This is a genomic window from Nocardia sp. NPDC059691, from assembly GCF_042733915.1.
GTDB lineage: Bacteria > Actinomycetota > Actinomycetes > Mycobacteriales > Mycobacteriaceae > Nocardia > Nocardia sichangensis.
Genome location: NZ_JBHWFB010000008.1, coordinates 231543 through 247708 on the forward strand (window position 1 = coordinate 231543; position 16166 = coordinate 247708).

Sequence of the window (16166 nt, forward strand, 5' to 3'; positions counted from 1 at the left end):
CCGGCTCTGGCACAATCGTGCCGGGCTCGTCAGGAGGGGGTAGGCCATGGTGTTGACCGCGCGGTTCCAGCCGGGATCGACCAGCCGTCCGTTCGTCGACCGCGCGCCGGTGCTGACGCGGTTCGACGAACTGCTCGCCGAGGCCGCAGGGCATCCCCGCGTCATGCTGCTCGGCGGTGTCGGCGGGATCGGCAAGTCCCGGCTGGTCACCGAACTGCGGTCGCGGGTCGGCAAGAAACATCCGGCGGCAGTGCTCGACCTGCAGGTTCCGAGTCATCGCCAGGCCGCGGACGGACTCGCCGTGCTGCGCATGCAGTTCGGCGCGCAGAAGATCAAGTTCCACCGCTTCGACATCGCCCGCGCGGTGTTGTGGCAGCGCATGCACCCGCATCTGCGCCTGACCTCGGACGCGCTCGCGCTCGCCGAGCACAGCGAGATCCTGACCGAGATCCTCAACGACGCCACCGGCATCCCGGTCTTCGGCACCGCGACCCGGTTGCTCGAACTCGGCGCTCGCAAGGTGATCCGCACCCACCGGATCCGCCACGATCCGGTCCTCGGGGAACTCGACCGGTTGAGTCTCGCGGGCCTGGAAGAAGCCGTCTCCTACCTGTTCGCGGAGGATCTGAAGAGTGGGACGGAGGGGAAACCGTATGTGGTCTTCCTGGACGCCTACGAAGCGCTGATAGGCGGCGCCGATCGTGAAGGCCGCGCGGCGGCGTCCGATGCCTGGCTACGCGATGTGGTCGCGCAGCTGGACACCGGGTTGGTGGTGATCGCCAGCCGCGAGCCGCTGGGCTGGGAGCGGCACGACTCGGAGTGGTCGGCCCGCATCCGGGCCGTGCCCGTCGACGACCTGCCGATGGACGCCCGCTTCGAATTGCTCGACTCCTCCGGCATCGAGGATCCCGACGAGCGCGCGGCGATCGCCGCTTCGAGCGCGGGTGTCCCGTTCTATCTGCATCTGGCCATCGATGCCCGGACCCGCGCGGGTTGGGTGACGCCCGCCGAATTGGTCTCTCCGGAAACGATTCTCGAGCGTTTCCTCCAGCACGTGCGCCCCGACGAAGTTCGCATGCTGGAACTGCTGGGCCTGCCGCGCACCTTCGATCGGGAGATCTTCACCGCGGTCGCCCGGCAGTTCGAGCTACCGCACCACATCGCCGCGTGGAAGTCCCTGGTCGCGTACTCGTTCGTGTACGCGGCGGACGAGAACGACGAGGGTGAGCGCTTCCAGCTGCACCAATTGATGGTGGACGCGTTGCAGTGGCGTTTGGATCCGGACGTCCGGCGCACTCTGCACGGCGTGCTGCACGACCTGTGGTTCGCACGCGCCGAACGGTCGCTCGGCCGGGTCGCGGCCTTGCGGGAGGCGGGATATCACGGTGTCCGGTCCGGGCTGCTGTCCGCGGTGACGTTGCTGGGATACGTCGACCGGATCGAGGCGGCGGGTGGCAGCCAGGGCATCGGCGGAGTGATCAGCGATCTGGACCGATATCTGAGCGATCCGCATGAGAACCTGACAGGTATGGCGGAACTGTCGGAACTCACGCGGTGCCTGGAAGCGGAAGCGGCGGTGCTGCTCGGCGACGCCAAACAAGCCGATCGGCTCACCCGGGACGTCGCTTTGGACCGGACCGGCCCGATCGCGGAGCGGTTGGCAGTCGCCGCGGCGAACGCACGCCGCATACTCGGCGACACCGACGACGCGTTGGCCATCTATCACGACGTGTGGTCGCGCGGATCGGGGCGGGCCCGGCTCGTCGCGGGGCAGTGGGCGGCCGATTTGCACATGTGCCAGGGCCGATTCGGTCAGGCCCTGAGCATGTGCGAGGAGCTCGTCGCGATGGCGGAGGACGACCACGAGTTCCTCGGCGACATCGCCCGGTTGCGTCATCTCGCCTACCGATTGGCGTTCGACACCGAACGCGCCGCCCGGTATCTGACGGAGGCCGACACCCACTATCGAGCCGCGGGCAGCGTTGTCGGACAGGCGAATGTCGCGACGAACCTGGCGGAACTCTTGGCGCTCACGGACCCGGCAGGGGCGATCGAGGCCGCCGGAGCGGCGATCGTGCGGCAGCGTGAGCTCGGCGCGTTGCACGAACTCGGAAAGGCCTACACCGCATTGGGTCTGGCGCGGTTGTCGCTCGGGGAACTGGATGCCGCCGAGCACGCGCTCGCCGAAGCGTGCGAGATTCTCGAGCAGGCCGGGTACCGCTCCGGTCGGGCCAGGGCCGAACTGTTCCGCGCGGGCGTCTTCGCGCGTCGCGGGAGGCGCGACGATGCCGTCCGCAGTGCGCGCTGGGCCATCGCGGAATTCCAGGGGGCGAACGTCTATCCGGGGCTGGTCCTCGTCGCGCGAGCGGTCCTGGCGCTGTACGGCTGGACCGAACCCGACATCTCCGAAGCCGCGGCGGCCGCGCGGTCGCGCATTCAGCCGCCGACGCCCGGATCGGGATTGGACCGCGACGCGGCACGCGTGATCGCCCGGGTGATCGGTGTCGACGCCGAGGCGATGTACGTCGAAGCGCTGTCCCGATCGCAGTCGGCTGCGGGGTACTACAACCACAACGTCCGCGTCGACGGCGTCGCCGGTGCGGTGAACGTGCGGATTCCGGTAGCCGGCGCCGATGTGATGGACCTGCGGCAATGGCCCGAACCCGCGGTGCTGATCGCGATCGAGCCCTTCGTCGCCGCGGCGCCGAGACTGCGCTGGGAATCGGTTCACCCCGCCTATCAGATCCACGACTACATCGACGGCGACCTGCTGGATCGCATCGCGCCGCGCGGGGTTCGAGTTCCGGCTCATGTACCGGCTGATGTGGCGGCGCTGTTCGGGGAACTTCGGCGCATCCCCCGAGATCTACTGCCGCCGGTCGAGCCGGACTGGGGTGACGAACCCGCTGGGTTCGCGCGCCGATTGTCCGCCGTCACCGCCCGCGTGCACCGTGACAGCAGTGCGGAGTTCGGCGAGCTGTACCGCCGCTTGGGTGTGCCCGATCAGCCGCTCGAGCACATCCTCGCGGCGTGGGACACGCTCGAGGCCAGGCCTTTTCGAATGCTGCACGCCGACGTGCACCGGAAGAACATGATCGTGCGAAACGATCGGGTCGTATTCCTGGATTGGGAATTCGCGCTGTACGGCGATCCGGTCTACGACGTGGCCACGCATCTGCACAAGATGGGCTACCTGCCGGAAGAGCAGGAGGCGTTCCTCGCCGCGTGGGTCGCCGCCGAGCCCGAGGCCGCGATCGGGCGATGGCGTCGCGACCTGCGGACCTACCTCGCACACGAGCGGGTCAAATCGGTTGTCGTCGATGCGGTCCGCTACCGCAAAGCAATCGGGCAGGGCGGGGCCGACGCGGCGGCTGAGGCGGCGTTGGTGGCCAGCATGTGCGGAAAGCTGCGGCTGGCGCGAGACGTGTGGGGACAGACCGAGCCGGTCGACGACGCGGCGGTGGAAGCGGCATTGCGCGGGCGTGATTGACGCGGCGATCCGCTCACCGGGTCGGGGCCCCGATCGAAATGCCGGTGATGAACTCCGCGACGATCGTGTGATCGGGATACTGCCGTCCGTAGACGGCGACGATAGCGCCGACGCGGATGTCCGTCGCCTGTTTGGCAACCAGGACGTTCACCTTGGTGTTGGCGTCGGCGCGGACCTTGACGCTGCTGCTGGTGAACGCGTTTCTGACCACCAATGTCGTGCCGTCATTGGCCACGACCTTTCCGAAGGTGACACCGATGCCCGTCCGGACGGGCGGGGGAGCGGCTACCGGCGCGGTCGTTCGCACGGTGGACGTAGGTGCCGGAGTGCTGGGTGCGCTGGTGCGCAGCGCCGTGGATGACGCCGACGTTCCCGTCGGGTGGTTCACCAGTAGACACCCCGACACCAGCAGGAGCACCACACCGACGCAGAGTCCGACGAAAGCGGCCGCGCCCGAGTGATGCAGCCGGTGCGGCTCGTCGTCCTGACGTGGTGGTGGCAGCGGAGGCATCGCCATCACTGTGGTCTGCGAATCGGATTCGCTCTTCGGTGCGACTGCGCCCGGATGTACTCGTGGCTGCGGCGGTGCTTGGTTGTGCGCGTTCGACGATGCGCCGGGCCCACTCGCGGCGGCGGTGATGGATCTGGTTATCGATCTGGAAAGTGTTGCTGCCGAGAATGATTCGGGATCCCCGCCGACTCGTGCCAGTCGGCCCACCTCCGCCGGCTTCCGTCGGTGCGTACTCCAGCGAGGCATAGGGCAAGGTTATGTTCACCCGGCGCTGTGTTTGTTGTCACTGGCGGGAGTAGCGGTGTGACCTGCATCGATGGGCCGTCGTCGGGCCGATGGGCCGTTCGCGTGGCGACTACGTGGCGCAATCGGCACCGCGGTTGATGCCGAAATCGTCTGTGGGGCAGCATACGTCGCTTATCGACCACAGCACCGTTGCGCGGAATACGGCCGCTCGTATGGGTCTGGCGGATTGTGCCGGTGATATTCGAGGCCGCACGAGGTGTGCGGCCGCCATCTTTCGCCAGGCGCGAGTGCCCCGCAAGCTCCGGTTCCAGCTGGACTCGCACCGGTGGGTCGTCTTCGGCTTGCTTCGCCCCAGTGACCGCGGCGGTGATGGTGGACATTCTCGGCCGAGTCGTCGAAGCGCCTGCCGCTGTGGTGGCCCTTCCCGCATCCTGGACAAACTTGCTCCGAGCAATGGCGTCGTTGCGGCGTCCGATCTTGAAACCTGAGGAATATCCCGAGGTTTGGTGTCAGTGTGTCCCGGCCGGATGTGCTGCGCGCCGCCTGCGGACAAGCGCGGCCGCAAAGCGAACCCGTTGCAGCCCTAAATGCCGCAGACATGTCCAATACGCCCGCGCAGCCCGGAACGGCTCAGGAGCGGAATGAAGGATGCTTCAGGCCGAACGTGACCAACCTCCGCACTGCAAGGAGGGCGCCCATTCTGAAGTGCTGATGCTCATTGTTGTCCGCGGCCGGGCAATGGTGCGACGTCACTGGGTGCAACGTTCACGAATTTTCCCAGGAGTCGTTTGAATTGCGCGCGCTCAGCGGCATCGAATCCCTCGAGCAGGTCGTCGGCGGCGGCCTTGGCGATCGTTTCCGCCTGTTTGAACGCCTTCGTGCCGGACTCGGTCAGTGTGACGGCGACCGCTCGCCGGTCGGCAGGGTCGTCGCAGCGTTTGACGAATCCTCTGGACTCGAGATCATCGATCATTCGGACCATAGCGGACTTGTCCGCGCCGAGATGTTCTACCAGCCGTGTCTGATTCATCGGGCCGAGGCGCTGCAGGGTCATCAGCACTCCGAAATGCCTGCCCTGTATGTCCAGTGCCGTGAGCGCCGAGTTGAACGCGTCAGCCGCATGCCGGTGCGCTCGCTGCAGGAGAGGGCCGATGGCGTAGTCCGGTGTCGCGTCACGGATAGGCATGGCGGGAGGCTACCTCTCTGGTCGATCACTCGACCAGATGTATCTCACTTGATACTATCTCGATTGAGATAATATCCTGTCATGAACTCGGAGGATACCGATGTCCGATCACACCACCACCGAACGAGCCGCGGTCCGCTCGGATCCACCGAGACGCACCCAGGTACCCCACGTCGGGCGGGTGCTGCTGGTTGTCGTCGGCATCGCCACGGTCGTTGTCCCCGTCCTGCTCGACGGAGTGATCCTGGCAAGCAGACATATGAACAATCCCGCTTGGCTGCCGCACGCCAAGCTGCATACCGCGATGGGTTTCTTCGCCGCCATCGGCCTGGGCGTAGGTGCGCTGATATGCTTGCTCGGCCGCCCGGTGACCGATCGCTTCAGCATGGCAACCGGCGCCTACCTCGCCGGCGCCTTCTGGATCGCGGTGCTCGCCGCGGGTTGCTGGCCCGGCACCTCGTATTTCTTCGTCGATGATCCCGTCTACAGCCATCCCCTCTATCGCCCCGAATTCCTGGGAATGCCCGACAACGTCGCCACCGCGGTTCTCATGATTGTGCTGGTCGTCATCGGGCTAGCGCTGGTCCTGAGGCGTCAGAAGACATCCACCCACTGAGCGCGCTGCCACAAGGTCGACGCGCCCGAACTCGGCGCGCTCGTCCGCGCCGGTGCCCTGTGCCACAAGGGCAAACCGCTCGGACTCCCCGGAGAATCGGGCTGGTGAACTCCGGTGCGTCTGCGGCGCTGGATCGTTGGCTCACTTCTCTGACCCGCCTGGTCCCGGTTGCGTGTGTGGAGGGTGGCGTCAGGTGTAGCTGGGATCGTTTTCCTCGCGGAAGGCCGCGACCGTTGCGTGTACGACCCGGTCGAGTTGGGACCGTACTTCCGTGGTGTCGGCGGGGACGGCCTTGATGGTGGTTCCGCTGCGGACGAGGTAGCGGCCGTCGGGGTAGTCCATCACGTGGAAGCCGCGGGCGGGCGCCGGGCGGTTGTCCCAGGCCGGGCCCGCGTAGACCGCGACGTGGGCGATGGTGGTGCGGGGGCGTTCGAAGAACTGCTCGGCTCGGGCCCGGGGCGGGGCCGGTGCGCCCACACGGTACGGTTCCTCGTCCTCGGCGTCGAGTTCGTGCCGGGAGATCTCGATGCCGGGGCCGCTGCCGCGTGCGGCGTCGGGTAGGTGGTCGATGACCCGACGGCTCACGCTCTCCGCAGCGATCAGTGACATGTGCACGGCTCCACCGCGATCCGGCGATGCGGTGGGCTCCTGTACGAGCAGCACGGCATGCCGATAATGGACGGCCGCGTGGACGCGCAGTTTGTCCTCCCCGCTGAATCCCGCCATCTCGATGCGTGCCTCGGGTTCGGCCAGCACACGCAGAGCGCTGTACAAGGACTCGTCGAGGCGACGGTGCAGTCCGGCGGCTTCGGACTTCCACTCCGACTCGTAATCGGCGACGGTCTCCGCCGTGGATCGGTACTGCAAGGGGTAGGGCAGCACGTCGCGCTCGACGGCCCGCCACAGCACCGTGAAGCCGAGCGCGGTGAACGACCAGTCCCGTCGGCTCATGCAACCGGCTCCTTCGTCATGGACCCCGCGCGTGGTGGCGTGGCGTCGAGACCGGTCCGGCTCATTCGCCGATCACCGGTGGCACCGATTTCACACTGTTCTCCGCACCGAGACCGGTGAGTTCCTCACCGTTGCGCTGGTTCACCAGGTAGTCCTTCGTCTGGTGCTCCTTGTCGTCGTCGCCCTTGCCGCGAGTGCCCGGCGCCATCATGCCCGGCATGCCGCTCGTTCCCGGTCGACCGGTGCCGGGCCGCGCGGAAGCGGCGGCGGGAACGCCGCCCGGGACACCGTTGATGCTGCGACCCGGTGCGGGAGCGCCGAGGCCGGGAGCATTCGGGTTGAGTGTGCCCGGGCTGTGCGTGCCGGGAGATCCGGGACTCGGTGTTCCGGGGCGGGTCAGCGATGGATCGGTTCCGGGATTGGTGCTCGCCGGTTGGGTCGACGGGTTCGTGCTCGCGGGTGTGGTCGCGCTCTGTTCGGTCGTGCTTTTCTGCTCGGCAACAGGATTCGTGCTGGACGGGACGGTGGTCTCCGGCGTGTTCTCGGTACCCGGTTGCTGTGCTGGGTCCGCCGTGGTGGCTTTGTCGGCGGTGCCGGTGCCGGACGACGACGGCTGCCAGCCGTTGTTCGGCGTGTACGGCTGATCGCTCGAATTGTGCACCGGGTTGTACGGCTTGGGCACCAGTGGAACGCCGGTATCGGCTTCCCGGACGGCAGGGTAGAAGACGTTCTTGACGACGTTCACGGACGCGTCGTGCGCGGCGTCCTCGCGATGCTGGTTCAGCTTCCAGGTCGGGCCCGGCACCCAACTCGCGACGTTGCTGGTCCACGTATGGGCGGGCGCTTCTTGCACGGCGGGCCGGGTGACCTCGATGCCCGACCGGATGATCTTCACCTTCTCGGCGACGATCTGCACCGAACTGATCAGTCCGCCGGACTTGTCGACATATTCCTTGATCCCGTCCGCCGCGGCCTTCGCCGCCGCCCCCTCCCATTTGCCTTCCATGGCCTTGCCGATCTCCGGGCCGAAACCTTGCAAACCCTGCTCGAGCCGGTTGCGAATGGACTCCCACCGCTGGTGCAGCGCGACGACTCCATCGATCGACATCGCCTGCACGCGTTGATAGAGATCGTCCATGCCGTCCGGGTTCTTGTACGCGCTCTCCGGAACTTTCGGCGACTGGGTCTGCAAATCACTACCGGCGCGCATGATTTCGGTGATGCGGTTCCGCGCGATGGCCGCGTCGGGGCTCTCGTCGCGCGAACCGCTGTCCGGCGGGCCGGATTTCGACTGCTCGTACAGCGCGGCGCCAATCGCTACCAAGAACGGCAGGCCCATGATTATCCCCCCGGTCAGTTCAGCAGATTGCTCGTGTCTTGCGCGTTGGAGTCGTCCGTCGCGCCGATACGGTCCACGGAAATCTGGATCGTATCACGCATCAGGGTCAGTACTTCGATGTGCTCTTTGAGGGCGGAGTCCACATCCCCGTCGCCGCCGATTGCCTTGGCCCCCAGCATGTTCGCTAGATCGTTGGAGCAGTCGAAGTCGCCGAGGCCGGTTACCCGGGCCATCATCTTCAGGTCTTCGAGGAGAGTGACATACAGATCGATCTGACGGTTACAAGCATCCCGGCAACTCTCTGCGACCGCGCGGTCAAGATAGAGCCTGCCAGCATTGGCCTCATCGGCAAGGTATCGCCACCGCGATACCTCTTCGCTCATCGACATAGTGCATTCTCCGGATCAGCGTGGAAACGTCGGAACAAGAACTGCCGCAGCGTTCGTGGCCCGATCGCATGGCGATACGTTGCTCTTAGGTGATGTATTGAAGACAGTGATCTGTAATACGCCCTGACCAGCGGGGAACGCCAGATCGCAATCTTCGCCGTCGACATCGGATGTGTTTCTGAAACGAAATCCGTCGCGTCCGCCGACATTGATGCTCACGAAGTCAGTATTATCGGGCTTCTTCTTGAGATCGTCGATGGAGTAGATCGTCGACCACACTCCTAGCGAGTAATTCCACTGAGAAGCCGCATCATGCCAAGAGCAGACCTTCCATCCCGGCTGCTCGACACCGGCGATGCCCGACTTCTTCGTAGACGAGACCACGCCGATCCGTTGCAGTTGCTGATCCGACACCTGCGTGCACGGATCCCACAGGGCGGCCGTGGCCGCCGAGGTATCGGTCGTGCTGGGCGTGGCAGTCCCGTTCGTGCCCGAATCGCACCCCGAAGCGACCAGCGCCATCCCAGCGAGTGCTACAACTGTCGCCGTCGTCCGTCGTCCCACGAAGCCTCCCGATCCGGGCCGTCAAAGTCGTCCTGAAGTCTATGACGCATATACAGGGTCTCCGGTTCCACCGGATTCGGTTCGTTCGGATCAGGAGCTTCGGGTCGTTGCGTCATCTGATCGACGGGCGCGCAGGTGAGTGGGTGTTGCTAGGGGTGTTCTCGCGGCTGGTCGGGCTTTTGGAACCCATAGTGGTGGTGTGCAGTTCGGTCCGCGCAGATGATGATCGACTGGACGACGGTGCTGATGTGCGGGCGGAACGCGTCGCGTGGTGCGACGACCCACCGGCGGTATCCAGTTCGTTCGTCGGCGGGGGAGGGCAGCAGGATCTCGCCGCCGTCGGGGACGATCGTCGCGGAGGCGCGCAGCAGTGCGACGAAGATGTCGGTGTCGTTGGCGAGCTGGTGGGTGTCGTCGGGGCGGACGAGGATCGTCCAGCGTCCGGAGCCGTGTGCGATGACGGGGCCGAGCAAGTATTGCCCGGCGAGGTCGGTGTGGACCATTCTGCCGAGCTGTTCGGGCACGGTGACCGCGCCTACGTCTCCCGCGCGCAGGGTGATTCGCCGAGTTTCCTCGTGTACGTAGCACGGCAGGCCGTAGACGTGCCGGTAGCGCTGGCAGCGGGTGAGTGTGGGATCGGAGGCGGGATCTGTATTCATGGCCGCTCCGTCAGCACGAATCGGGGTGGAGTCGGCCTCGTTCGAGTTGGGCAGATCGCATCGTTGCACTCTCCGTTCGCATTTCGAGGATGAAAAGGTGGCGGGGCGGAGCGATCAGTCCCACAGCTGTGCGCAAGGAAGGTGCGGGAGATCGTCGTCCAGGTCGTCGTCCACAGTCACCGTGATTTCCGGGAACCGTTGCGCCAGTGCGCGTGCGACGCTTTCGGCCTGTTCGGCGCTCGCCTGGTAGTCCAGGCGCAGCGGACCGGTTTCGATTCGGATGTGGCGGCGTCGGTTCGGCGGCCCGGGAGCAGCTGCCGTCACTGCGGCCTGCTCGGGTCCGGCACCATCCGTCCGCTGTCGACCAGCACCTGTCGCGCCGCCGCTTTGCGTGCGCAGTATTTTGCGCGGCAAGCCACATGGATCTGCATCACCTCATGGGCCTGGCGGATACTGAGCGGCCGCATCGGCGCTTGGTGGGCGGCCGCGTCACACAGGGCGATGAGTTGGTACATGGCGAGGGAATGCGTGGACACGGGAAACCTCTCTGTCTCGCGGATCGACCGGTGCCCGGTACCGGGGGCTGTCGCCACCGGCCCGCCACTCTGGCGGGCTGGTGCGCCGCGCAGAGTGCGGCGTCGCCCCGGTACCGGGCATCCGCGAGCGAACGTAGGTCGCGCGAACACCGAGGTGGGAGCACGGATCGCGATTTCCGTTCCGGCTATGCGAAGGGCCGTATATCCTGCCGGTGCAATCGCTTTCGGGGTAAAAGCTGTGGGGAAATTCGACAAACGATCGGGGGACGCTCGGCCATGTACATGACCACGGGCGAAGTGATCCGGCGCATCAGGAAATCCGTCGGCATGACGCAGACGGAATTAGGTGCGCTCATCAACTTCTCGCAGCCCGCTGTCTCGGGTCTGGAGCGCGGCGGCCCGGCCTCGCACGATGTTCGCGTCCTGCGGCTCGTAGCCCGTGCACTGGACGTTCCGCTTGCCATACTGGTAGTGGAGTCGGACCGGGAGGCAGATGTGGACCGTCGCAACTTCTTCAAAGCAGGGGCATCAGTAAGCGCGGGGGCCGCCATGATGTCGGTTTCCGCCCCCGCGAACGCCGCGTCGGCGTCCGCAGGGAAAGTCGGCGCGAGCGATGTCGAAGCCATCATCGACAGCGTGAATCAGATCCACGAACTGGATCTCGTGGTCGGCGGCGACCGTTTGTGCCGGGTGGCGGCCAATCAGGTCCGCTATGTCGAGCAGCTTCTCGACCAGGGGAGTTACACCGAGGCGGTCGGGCGTGCGCTCACCAGCGCCGCCGCCGAGATGATGACCGCCGCCGGTTGGGTGCACTACGACGCCGGGCGCCTCGACGATGCTCGGCGGTATTACGCGGACGCGGCGAACGCCGCCAATGCGGCAGGTGACGGGGTCGCTGCGGCGCATGCACTGGGGAATGCCAGCTGTCTGATGATCAGCCTTCCCGGAGATATGCGAAAGAACCCTTTGGCGGTGCAATACGCGCAGGCGGCCTCACAGGCATCCCTTCGTCAAGGCGGGCCGAAACTGCGTGCGCTGATGGCAGTTCGGGAAGCCGAAGCCCACGGTGCGCGTGGAGACAAGACCGCGATGACGACGGCGATCAGCAGGGCCTTCCGTGCGTATGAATCTACTCGGGGGCATGATCCGGAGTGGGTGTTCCTGCCCGAGGCCGAACTGAACTTCATCACCGGCAAAGCCCAAATGTGGGTCGGAGAGCACGCGGCAGCAACGACACACATGCAAGCTGCCATCGACGGCTCATCGGCTTGGCCGAGGGAGCGGGCAGCGTGGCAGCTCAACCTCGCGCGCAACTTGGTCAGCGCCGGTGACGTCGCACGAGCATGCTCACTGCTCGCCGAAAACTACGACACCATCGCCGGACTCGCGTCCACGCGCCTGCATCAACGCATCGATGCCATCGCGAATAAGGTTCGCGGTCATTCCCGGGTTCCAGAGGTTCGAGACTTCTTGGCCCGGCGTGCGGCACAAGCCTGATACCTCGTATCCGTTCGTCGGCATCGACCAGCTCGTGGGAAGCGCGACCCAGGACTCGCCGCATCGAGGTCTAGCTCGAAGGTGGGTCTTGGCGCGGTGCGCCGTCCCTGGTGCCGCGTCCGGAATTTGATGCGGTACCCACGGTCCGGGGTGGCAGCCGCAAGCTGGCCCATATCCCGCTGCGCGGCAAGCGGCTGGTCCGGATTCAGCGGGCAGTGGTGATGGCGTCGGCACAAGCATCAGCCGGTCGGATTCCTTGCCGAGCTGACGCGAGTATCCGGAATCGTATGCACGGTAGGCGGCCCGCGACTTCAACGGGCACGGGTTCGAGGCACTGGACTCCTCTCCCGAGGACTCCTCTCCCGACCTGCCCTCTGCTGTCAGCTCGTCGGCGCGGCGTAGCTTCGCCCAGGACCTTCTGCGCGGAATGTCGTGAGAGATCCAAGGACTCGGCGGCGAGTTGAAACAACCAAATCTCACAATGCCCCGGATGAGCCTCGAGGCGCTACCTTCTGTCTGCTCGCAGTGCAGCGAGCAGATCGGAGTCAAATCATGCGCATCACATCGATCACGCGCCGCCTAGGCATGGCCGCAATCACCCTGGTCACGACGGCTACGGCCGCACTCGGCATCGCCACGCCACAGGCGGCTGCGGCGCCGGCGCGGGATCCTATCCTTTTCGTCCACGGCTGGCACGGATCGGCGGCGGACTGGGATTACATGTGGAGCAGATTCCTGGACGCGGGGTACTCCGCAGAAGAGATGGCACGATTCAGCTACGACACCACACAGTCGAACAAGGACATCGCACTACAGGTGAAAGCGCAGGCTGATGCGCTGCGCGCGAAAACCGGCGCCGCCAAGGTCGACATCATCTCCCACTCGATGGGCGGCCTCAACAGTCGCTGGTACCTGAAGAAGCTGGACGGCCTGAATGTCGTCGACGACTGGGTCTCCATCGCCGGCCCCAATCACGGCACCGACGTCGCCAACGGATGCTTCGACGCCTCCTGCGTGGAGATGCTGCCTGGCTCAGCCTTCCTCGCCGAACTCAACAGCACCGACGAAACCCCCGGCCGGGTGAACTACGGCACCTGGTGGTCGCCGTGCGATGAGATCATCAACCCCGATCAGAGCACGATTCTCAGCGGTGCCACCAACACCCAGACGGCGTGCCTCGGCCATATCGCGCTGCTGTCCTCGTCGACGGTTTTCGAGGGCGTGCGCGACTTCGTGAAGTAGTCGGCTGAGCCCGGCCCGGCAAAGCTGTCCGCAAGCGTCGACGTCCTCCGCGTCGAGGAAGTCCAGCCCGAGTCGTGGGGACAGGGCTGAAACAGCGGTGCCGCGGTGGTGCGGTCGCACCCGGAAACGGCAGGGCCTCCGCGTCGAGGAGACGAGGAGGCGCTTGCCGGATCCGAGTTCGAGGCTCAGTAGGCCCCGTTGACGTTGTCCATCGAGCCGTACCGATGAGCCGCGTAGTTGCAGGCGGCGGTGATGTTGGCGACCGGGTCCCAGATGTCGAAGGCGGTGCCGTCGACGTGGTAGGCGTTGAAGGTCGGGTCGATCACCTGGAGCAGGCCCTTGGAGGGGGTCCCTTTGGCGGCGTTGGAGTCCGACAGGTTGATGGCCTTGGGGTTGCCGCCGGATTCGCGCATGATGTTGCGGTGGATGCCCTCGTAGCTCCCCGGAATGCCGTGCAGGCGCATGACGTCGAGGGACTGGCGGATCCAGCCGTCGAGGTTGTTCTCGTAGACCTGCGGCGGGGCGGGCACGAGACCCTCGGGCGCGGGCGCGGGCAGCCCTGGCAACGCGGGCAGCGCGGGCAGTCCCGGCAGAGCCGGGAGGTCGAACGGCGCGGCGACCGGCGTAACGGGCGCCGGAGCGCTGTCGTCGGCCACCGCCACACCGGCGGAGAAGCCGACGGCGATCACGCCGACGGTGGCGGCGAGGGCAGCGCCCTTACGAAGGGACGGGCGGCGGAGAAAAGAAAGGCGTGCGTCAGACATCGAGAAATCAGTTCCTTGTTCGTGCGGCGATCCGGCCGGGAAAACCCAGCGCGGATCCACGGCGGGCACCAGGTAAGGTGTTCGCCATCTCGGCTCGTGTGCGGTTTTCGGATTTCGTTGTGAAGGCCAGGGTTCGAATTCCTGGCGGCGCGACGCGGTGCACGACTCGGGGGCGATGCCCGTCGGTGCCGCTGCCGTACCCGAAGAGAAACAAGCCGTGGGCTGTGGAGCTGTTTCCCAGGTCCCTCTCAGACCTGATCTCAGCTTGATCACGGCTGGTTAACGCACGGCAAACAGTCAGTTAATGATCCGGATAAGTGATCTTGTAAGCGCCTATCGGCTATACCTATCAACGCCACTACCAGGCATTATGCTAGCAAACGTGATTTGGACCACAAATTCGCATTTTGCAGTAACGAGACCAACTTTGTCTCGATCCGATTACTGGAACTCGGTATCCACCCTTGTGCTGACAACTCGAAGCGGGCATGGGCAATTACCTCGCGACTACCTCGCAACCAGTCCTACCGGCTTGCAAGATCGCGCTCCGCGAAAAGTTCCGCCCGTCTCCTGAGTCGATTCCGTTCGCATCGCTCGGCATCCTCGAGTCGTGGACGCAGATTATCCGGGCGTCCGCTCGGGGCTGAACAGGCCGATTCGGATCGAGATTCACTCCCATGCTCGAACGAGATCCTCTGGCCCCCAATGCAATGCCAGCGGCAAGTTCTTCGCGACGCCGGATCGCGAGACGGCTACGAGTGCGGTGCCGTGATCGGTTCCGGGCACTGCGGACAGCGAACGGGCGAGACTGTCGTAATCATGGCGGTCGAACGGGCGATCTTCGAGCCACTTGATCGAGCCGACGAAATGCACCGCCCTGGCGACCGGTTCTCGATCGGCCCCGATCAAGTCGATTTCGGGATTGTTCTGCCGGTTCCACCAGCCACCGACCGCCTCGGTGTCCGGCCACCTCGCATCGGGCAGCAGACGCATGAGGGATTCGCGGACCAGCGGTTCGATAGCACGTCCGCGCCAGGTGGTCCAGGAACGTTCGATCCGGTTCAGTGCGACATCGCCACGGCCGCGCTCGATGAGTGGAATGCCGCGTTCCAGGAAGGCGAGCCAGAACCGGAGATAGGGGTCGGCGATTCGGTAGCGTTTGTTCTTGGTATCCGGCTTCGTGGACAGCGGAAGATCGCCAGCAACGATTCGCTTGTCCTGCAACATGTTCAGCAGCGGATTGAGGGTGCCCGCGGGCAGTGCGTTCGTTCCACCGGCTTGGGCGGCGATGGTACTGAAGGTTCGTTCTCCGCTGCCGATGGCTTCCAGGACCGCGCGCGAGCGCATTCCCTCCGGAAACTCCCCCAGCAGCGACAGCTCGCCTGCCACGAGCAAAGGGGCCAGTGGATTCGCGGCCGCGTCACGCAGGAAGTCGGCACGGCTCATTCCTGGGCGCCACGAACTCACGATCTCGGGGAATCCGCCGGTGATCAGCACCGCGTCGACGCTGTCGGCGGCGTCGAGGCCGGTCATGGCCTGCACATCGGCCAAATGCAGCGGTTCGACGGTCATTTTCGTCGCGCGCCCGAAGAACGGCCGGTCGCGTGATCCGAGTGCCTCCATGACGGAGATGTCGCTGCCGACCAGGAGCAGTAGCACCGGCTTGGCCGACAGGTGGCGATCCCACACCGTCTGCAACGCGCCTTCGAACTCCGGATCCTGTTCGACCAGCCACGGCACCTCATCGATGACCGCGATACAGGGCGCGTCATCGGGTAAGGCGATCGCCAGGGACCGGAGAGCTTGATTCCAGTCGCCGGCTTGCAAGCCGCTGACCAATTCCGCGCGTCCGAACCCGGACTGGGCGACCGTAGCGGTGAACTCCTCCCGCTCGGCAACGGGATTGCGCCCGCGCGTTGCCTGAAAGACCAGGTAGCCGTGGTTGGAACGATCGCAGAATTCCTGGACGAGCCGCGATTTACCGACCCGTCGGCGACCGGTCACGATGACACCACGGCCCCGGGTGGTGCCGGCGCCCTCGATCACCGAGTTCAGTTGACGAGTGAGCAGGTCGAGGTCTGCGGACCTTCCGGTGAACTCCACACCCGCCTCCTGAACTAAGGTGACAACTTACTAAGAATCAATCTTAGTTTAAGCACAGTGTGGTCTGCTTCGG

16 protein-coding genes are annotated in these 16166 nt (G+C 65.5%); 5 read left to right on the top strand and 11 right to left on the bottom strand.

The window, feature by feature from the left end:
* The first annotated feature begins 46 nt into the window (after positions 1-46).
* On the top strand, positions 47-3490 hold the full coding sequence (locus ACFV2O_RS19605; RefSeq protein WP_379253022.1) for a phosphotransferase: 3444 nt from the start codon (positions 47-49) through the stop codon (positions 3488-3490).
* A gap of 13 nt (positions 3491-3503) precedes the next feature.
* On the opposite strand, the gene ACFV2O_RS19610 is transcribed toward ACFV2O_RS19605, so the two are convergent.
* Positions 3504-3725 carry a hypothetical protein gene (locus ACFV2O_RS19610; RefSeq protein WP_355072857.1) on the bottom strand — a complete coding sequence of 74 codons (222 nt, stop codon included), beginning with the start codon at positions 3723-3725 and terminating at the stop codon, positions 3504-3506.
* A gap of 22 nt (positions 3726-3747) precedes the next feature.
* On the opposite strand from ACFV2O_RS19610, the gene ACFV2O_RS19615 reads away from it, so the two are divergent.
* Positions 3748-3951 (top strand): hypothetical protein, encoded by a 204-nt coding sequence (locus tag ACFV2O_RS19615; RefSeq protein WP_355072859.1) that lies wholly within the window; start codon positions 3748-3750, stop codon positions 3949-3951.
* A gap of 1011 nt (positions 3952-4962) precedes the next feature.
* Here the strand turns inward: ACFV2O_RS19615 and ACFV2O_RS19620 are convergent.
* Positions 4963-5433: a MarR family transcriptional regulator gene (locus tag ACFV2O_RS19620; RefSeq protein ID WP_355072861.1), complete on the bottom strand. Its 471-nt coding sequence runs from the start codon at positions 5431-5433 to the stop codon at positions 4963-4965.
* Between the two features lie 181 nt (positions 5434-5614).
* Here ACFV2O_RS19620 and ACFV2O_RS19625 point away from each other — a divergent pair, with 181 nt between their 5' ends.
* Positions 5615-6049 (top strand): hypothetical protein, encoded by a 435-nt coding sequence (locus tag ACFV2O_RS19625; RefSeq protein WP_379253023.1) that lies wholly within the window; start codon positions 5615-5617, stop codon positions 6047-6049.
* Between the two features lie 189 nt (positions 6050-6238).
* Here ACFV2O_RS19625 and ACFV2O_RS19630 read toward each other — a convergent pair whose 3' ends face one another.
* The 7 genes from ACFV2O_RS19630 to ACFV2O_RS19660 all read right to left on the bottom strand — a co-directional run bounded on the left by ACFV2O_RS19630 (position 6239) and on the right by ACFV2O_RS19660 (position 10487).
* On the bottom strand, positions 6239-7000 hold the full coding sequence (locus ACFV2O_RS19630; RefSeq protein ID WP_379253024.1) for an ESX secretion-associated protein EspG: 762 nt from the start codon (positions 6998-7000) through the stop codon (positions 6239-6241).
* 61 nt (positions 7001-7061) lie between these two features.
* The gene (locus ACFV2O_RS19635) at positions 7062-8339 is read right to left on the bottom strand and encodes a hypothetical protein (RefSeq protein WP_379253025.1); all 1278 of its coding nucleotides are present in this window, start codon (positions 8337-8339) and stop codon (positions 7062-7064) included.
* A 14-nt stretch (positions 8340-8353) separates the two neighbouring features.
* Positions 8354-8722, bottom strand: a complete 369-nt coding sequence (locus tag ACFV2O_RS19640) for a hypothetical protein (protein ID WP_379253026.1) — start codon at positions 8720-8722, stop codon at positions 8354-8356.
* A 21-nt stretch (positions 8723-8743) separates the two neighbouring features.
* A complete protein-coding gene (locus tag ACFV2O_RS19645; protein ID WP_379253027.1) occupies positions 8744-9250 on the bottom strand; it encodes a DUF3558 domain-containing protein in 507 nt (168 codons plus the stop codon).
* A 191-nt stretch (positions 9251-9441) separates the two neighbouring features.
* The gene (locus ACFV2O_RS19650) at positions 9442-9951 is read right to left on the bottom strand and encodes a DNA-directed RNA polymerase subunit beta (RefSeq protein WP_379253028.1); all 510 of its coding nucleotides are present in this window, start codon (positions 9949-9951) and stop codon (positions 9442-9444) included.
* A gap of 114 nt (positions 9952-10065) precedes the next feature.
* Complete coding sequence (locus tag ACFV2O_RS19655) at positions 10066-10275, bottom strand: hypothetical protein (protein WP_379253029.1); 210 nt, start codon at positions 10273-10275, stop codon at positions 10066-10068.
* Entirely contained in the window at positions 10272-10487 is a 216-nt protein-coding gene (locus ACFV2O_RS19660; protein ID WP_355072875.1) for a hypothetical protein, read from the bottom strand. Before ACFV2O_RS19660 ends, ACFV2O_RS19655 begins: the two co-directional genes overlap by 4 nt.
* Before the next feature lie 276 nt (positions 10488-10763).
* Between ACFV2O_RS19660 and ACFV2O_RS19665 the strand changes: the two genes are divergently transcribed.
* Both ACFV2O_RS19665 and ACFV2O_RS19670 read left to right on the top strand, forming a co-directional pair.
* The gene (locus ACFV2O_RS19665) at positions 10764-11984 is read left to right on the top strand and encodes a helix-turn-helix domain-containing protein (RefSeq protein WP_379253030.1); all 1221 of its coding nucleotides are present in this window, start codon (positions 10764-10766) and stop codon (positions 11982-11984) included.
* 552 nt (positions 11985-12536) lie between these two features.
* Positions 12537-13226: an esterase/lipase family protein gene (locus tag ACFV2O_RS19670; protein ID WP_379253031.1), complete on the top strand. Its 690-nt coding sequence runs from the start codon at positions 12537-12539 to the stop codon at positions 13224-13226.
* A gap of 185 nt (positions 13227-13411) precedes the next feature.
* Here ACFV2O_RS19670 and ACFV2O_RS19675 read toward each other — a convergent pair whose 3' ends face one another.
* On the bottom strand, positions 13412-13990 hold the full coding sequence (locus ACFV2O_RS19675; protein ID WP_379253032.1) for a transglycosylase SLT domain-containing protein: 579 nt from the start codon (positions 13988-13990) through the stop codon (positions 13412-13414).
* A 669-nt stretch (positions 13991-14659) separates the two neighbouring features.
* Entirely contained in the window at positions 14660-16093 is a 1434-nt protein-coding gene (locus tag ACFV2O_RS19680; protein WP_379253033.1) for an ATP-binding protein, read from the bottom strand.
* Between the last annotated feature and the right edge of the window lie 73 nt (positions 16094-16166).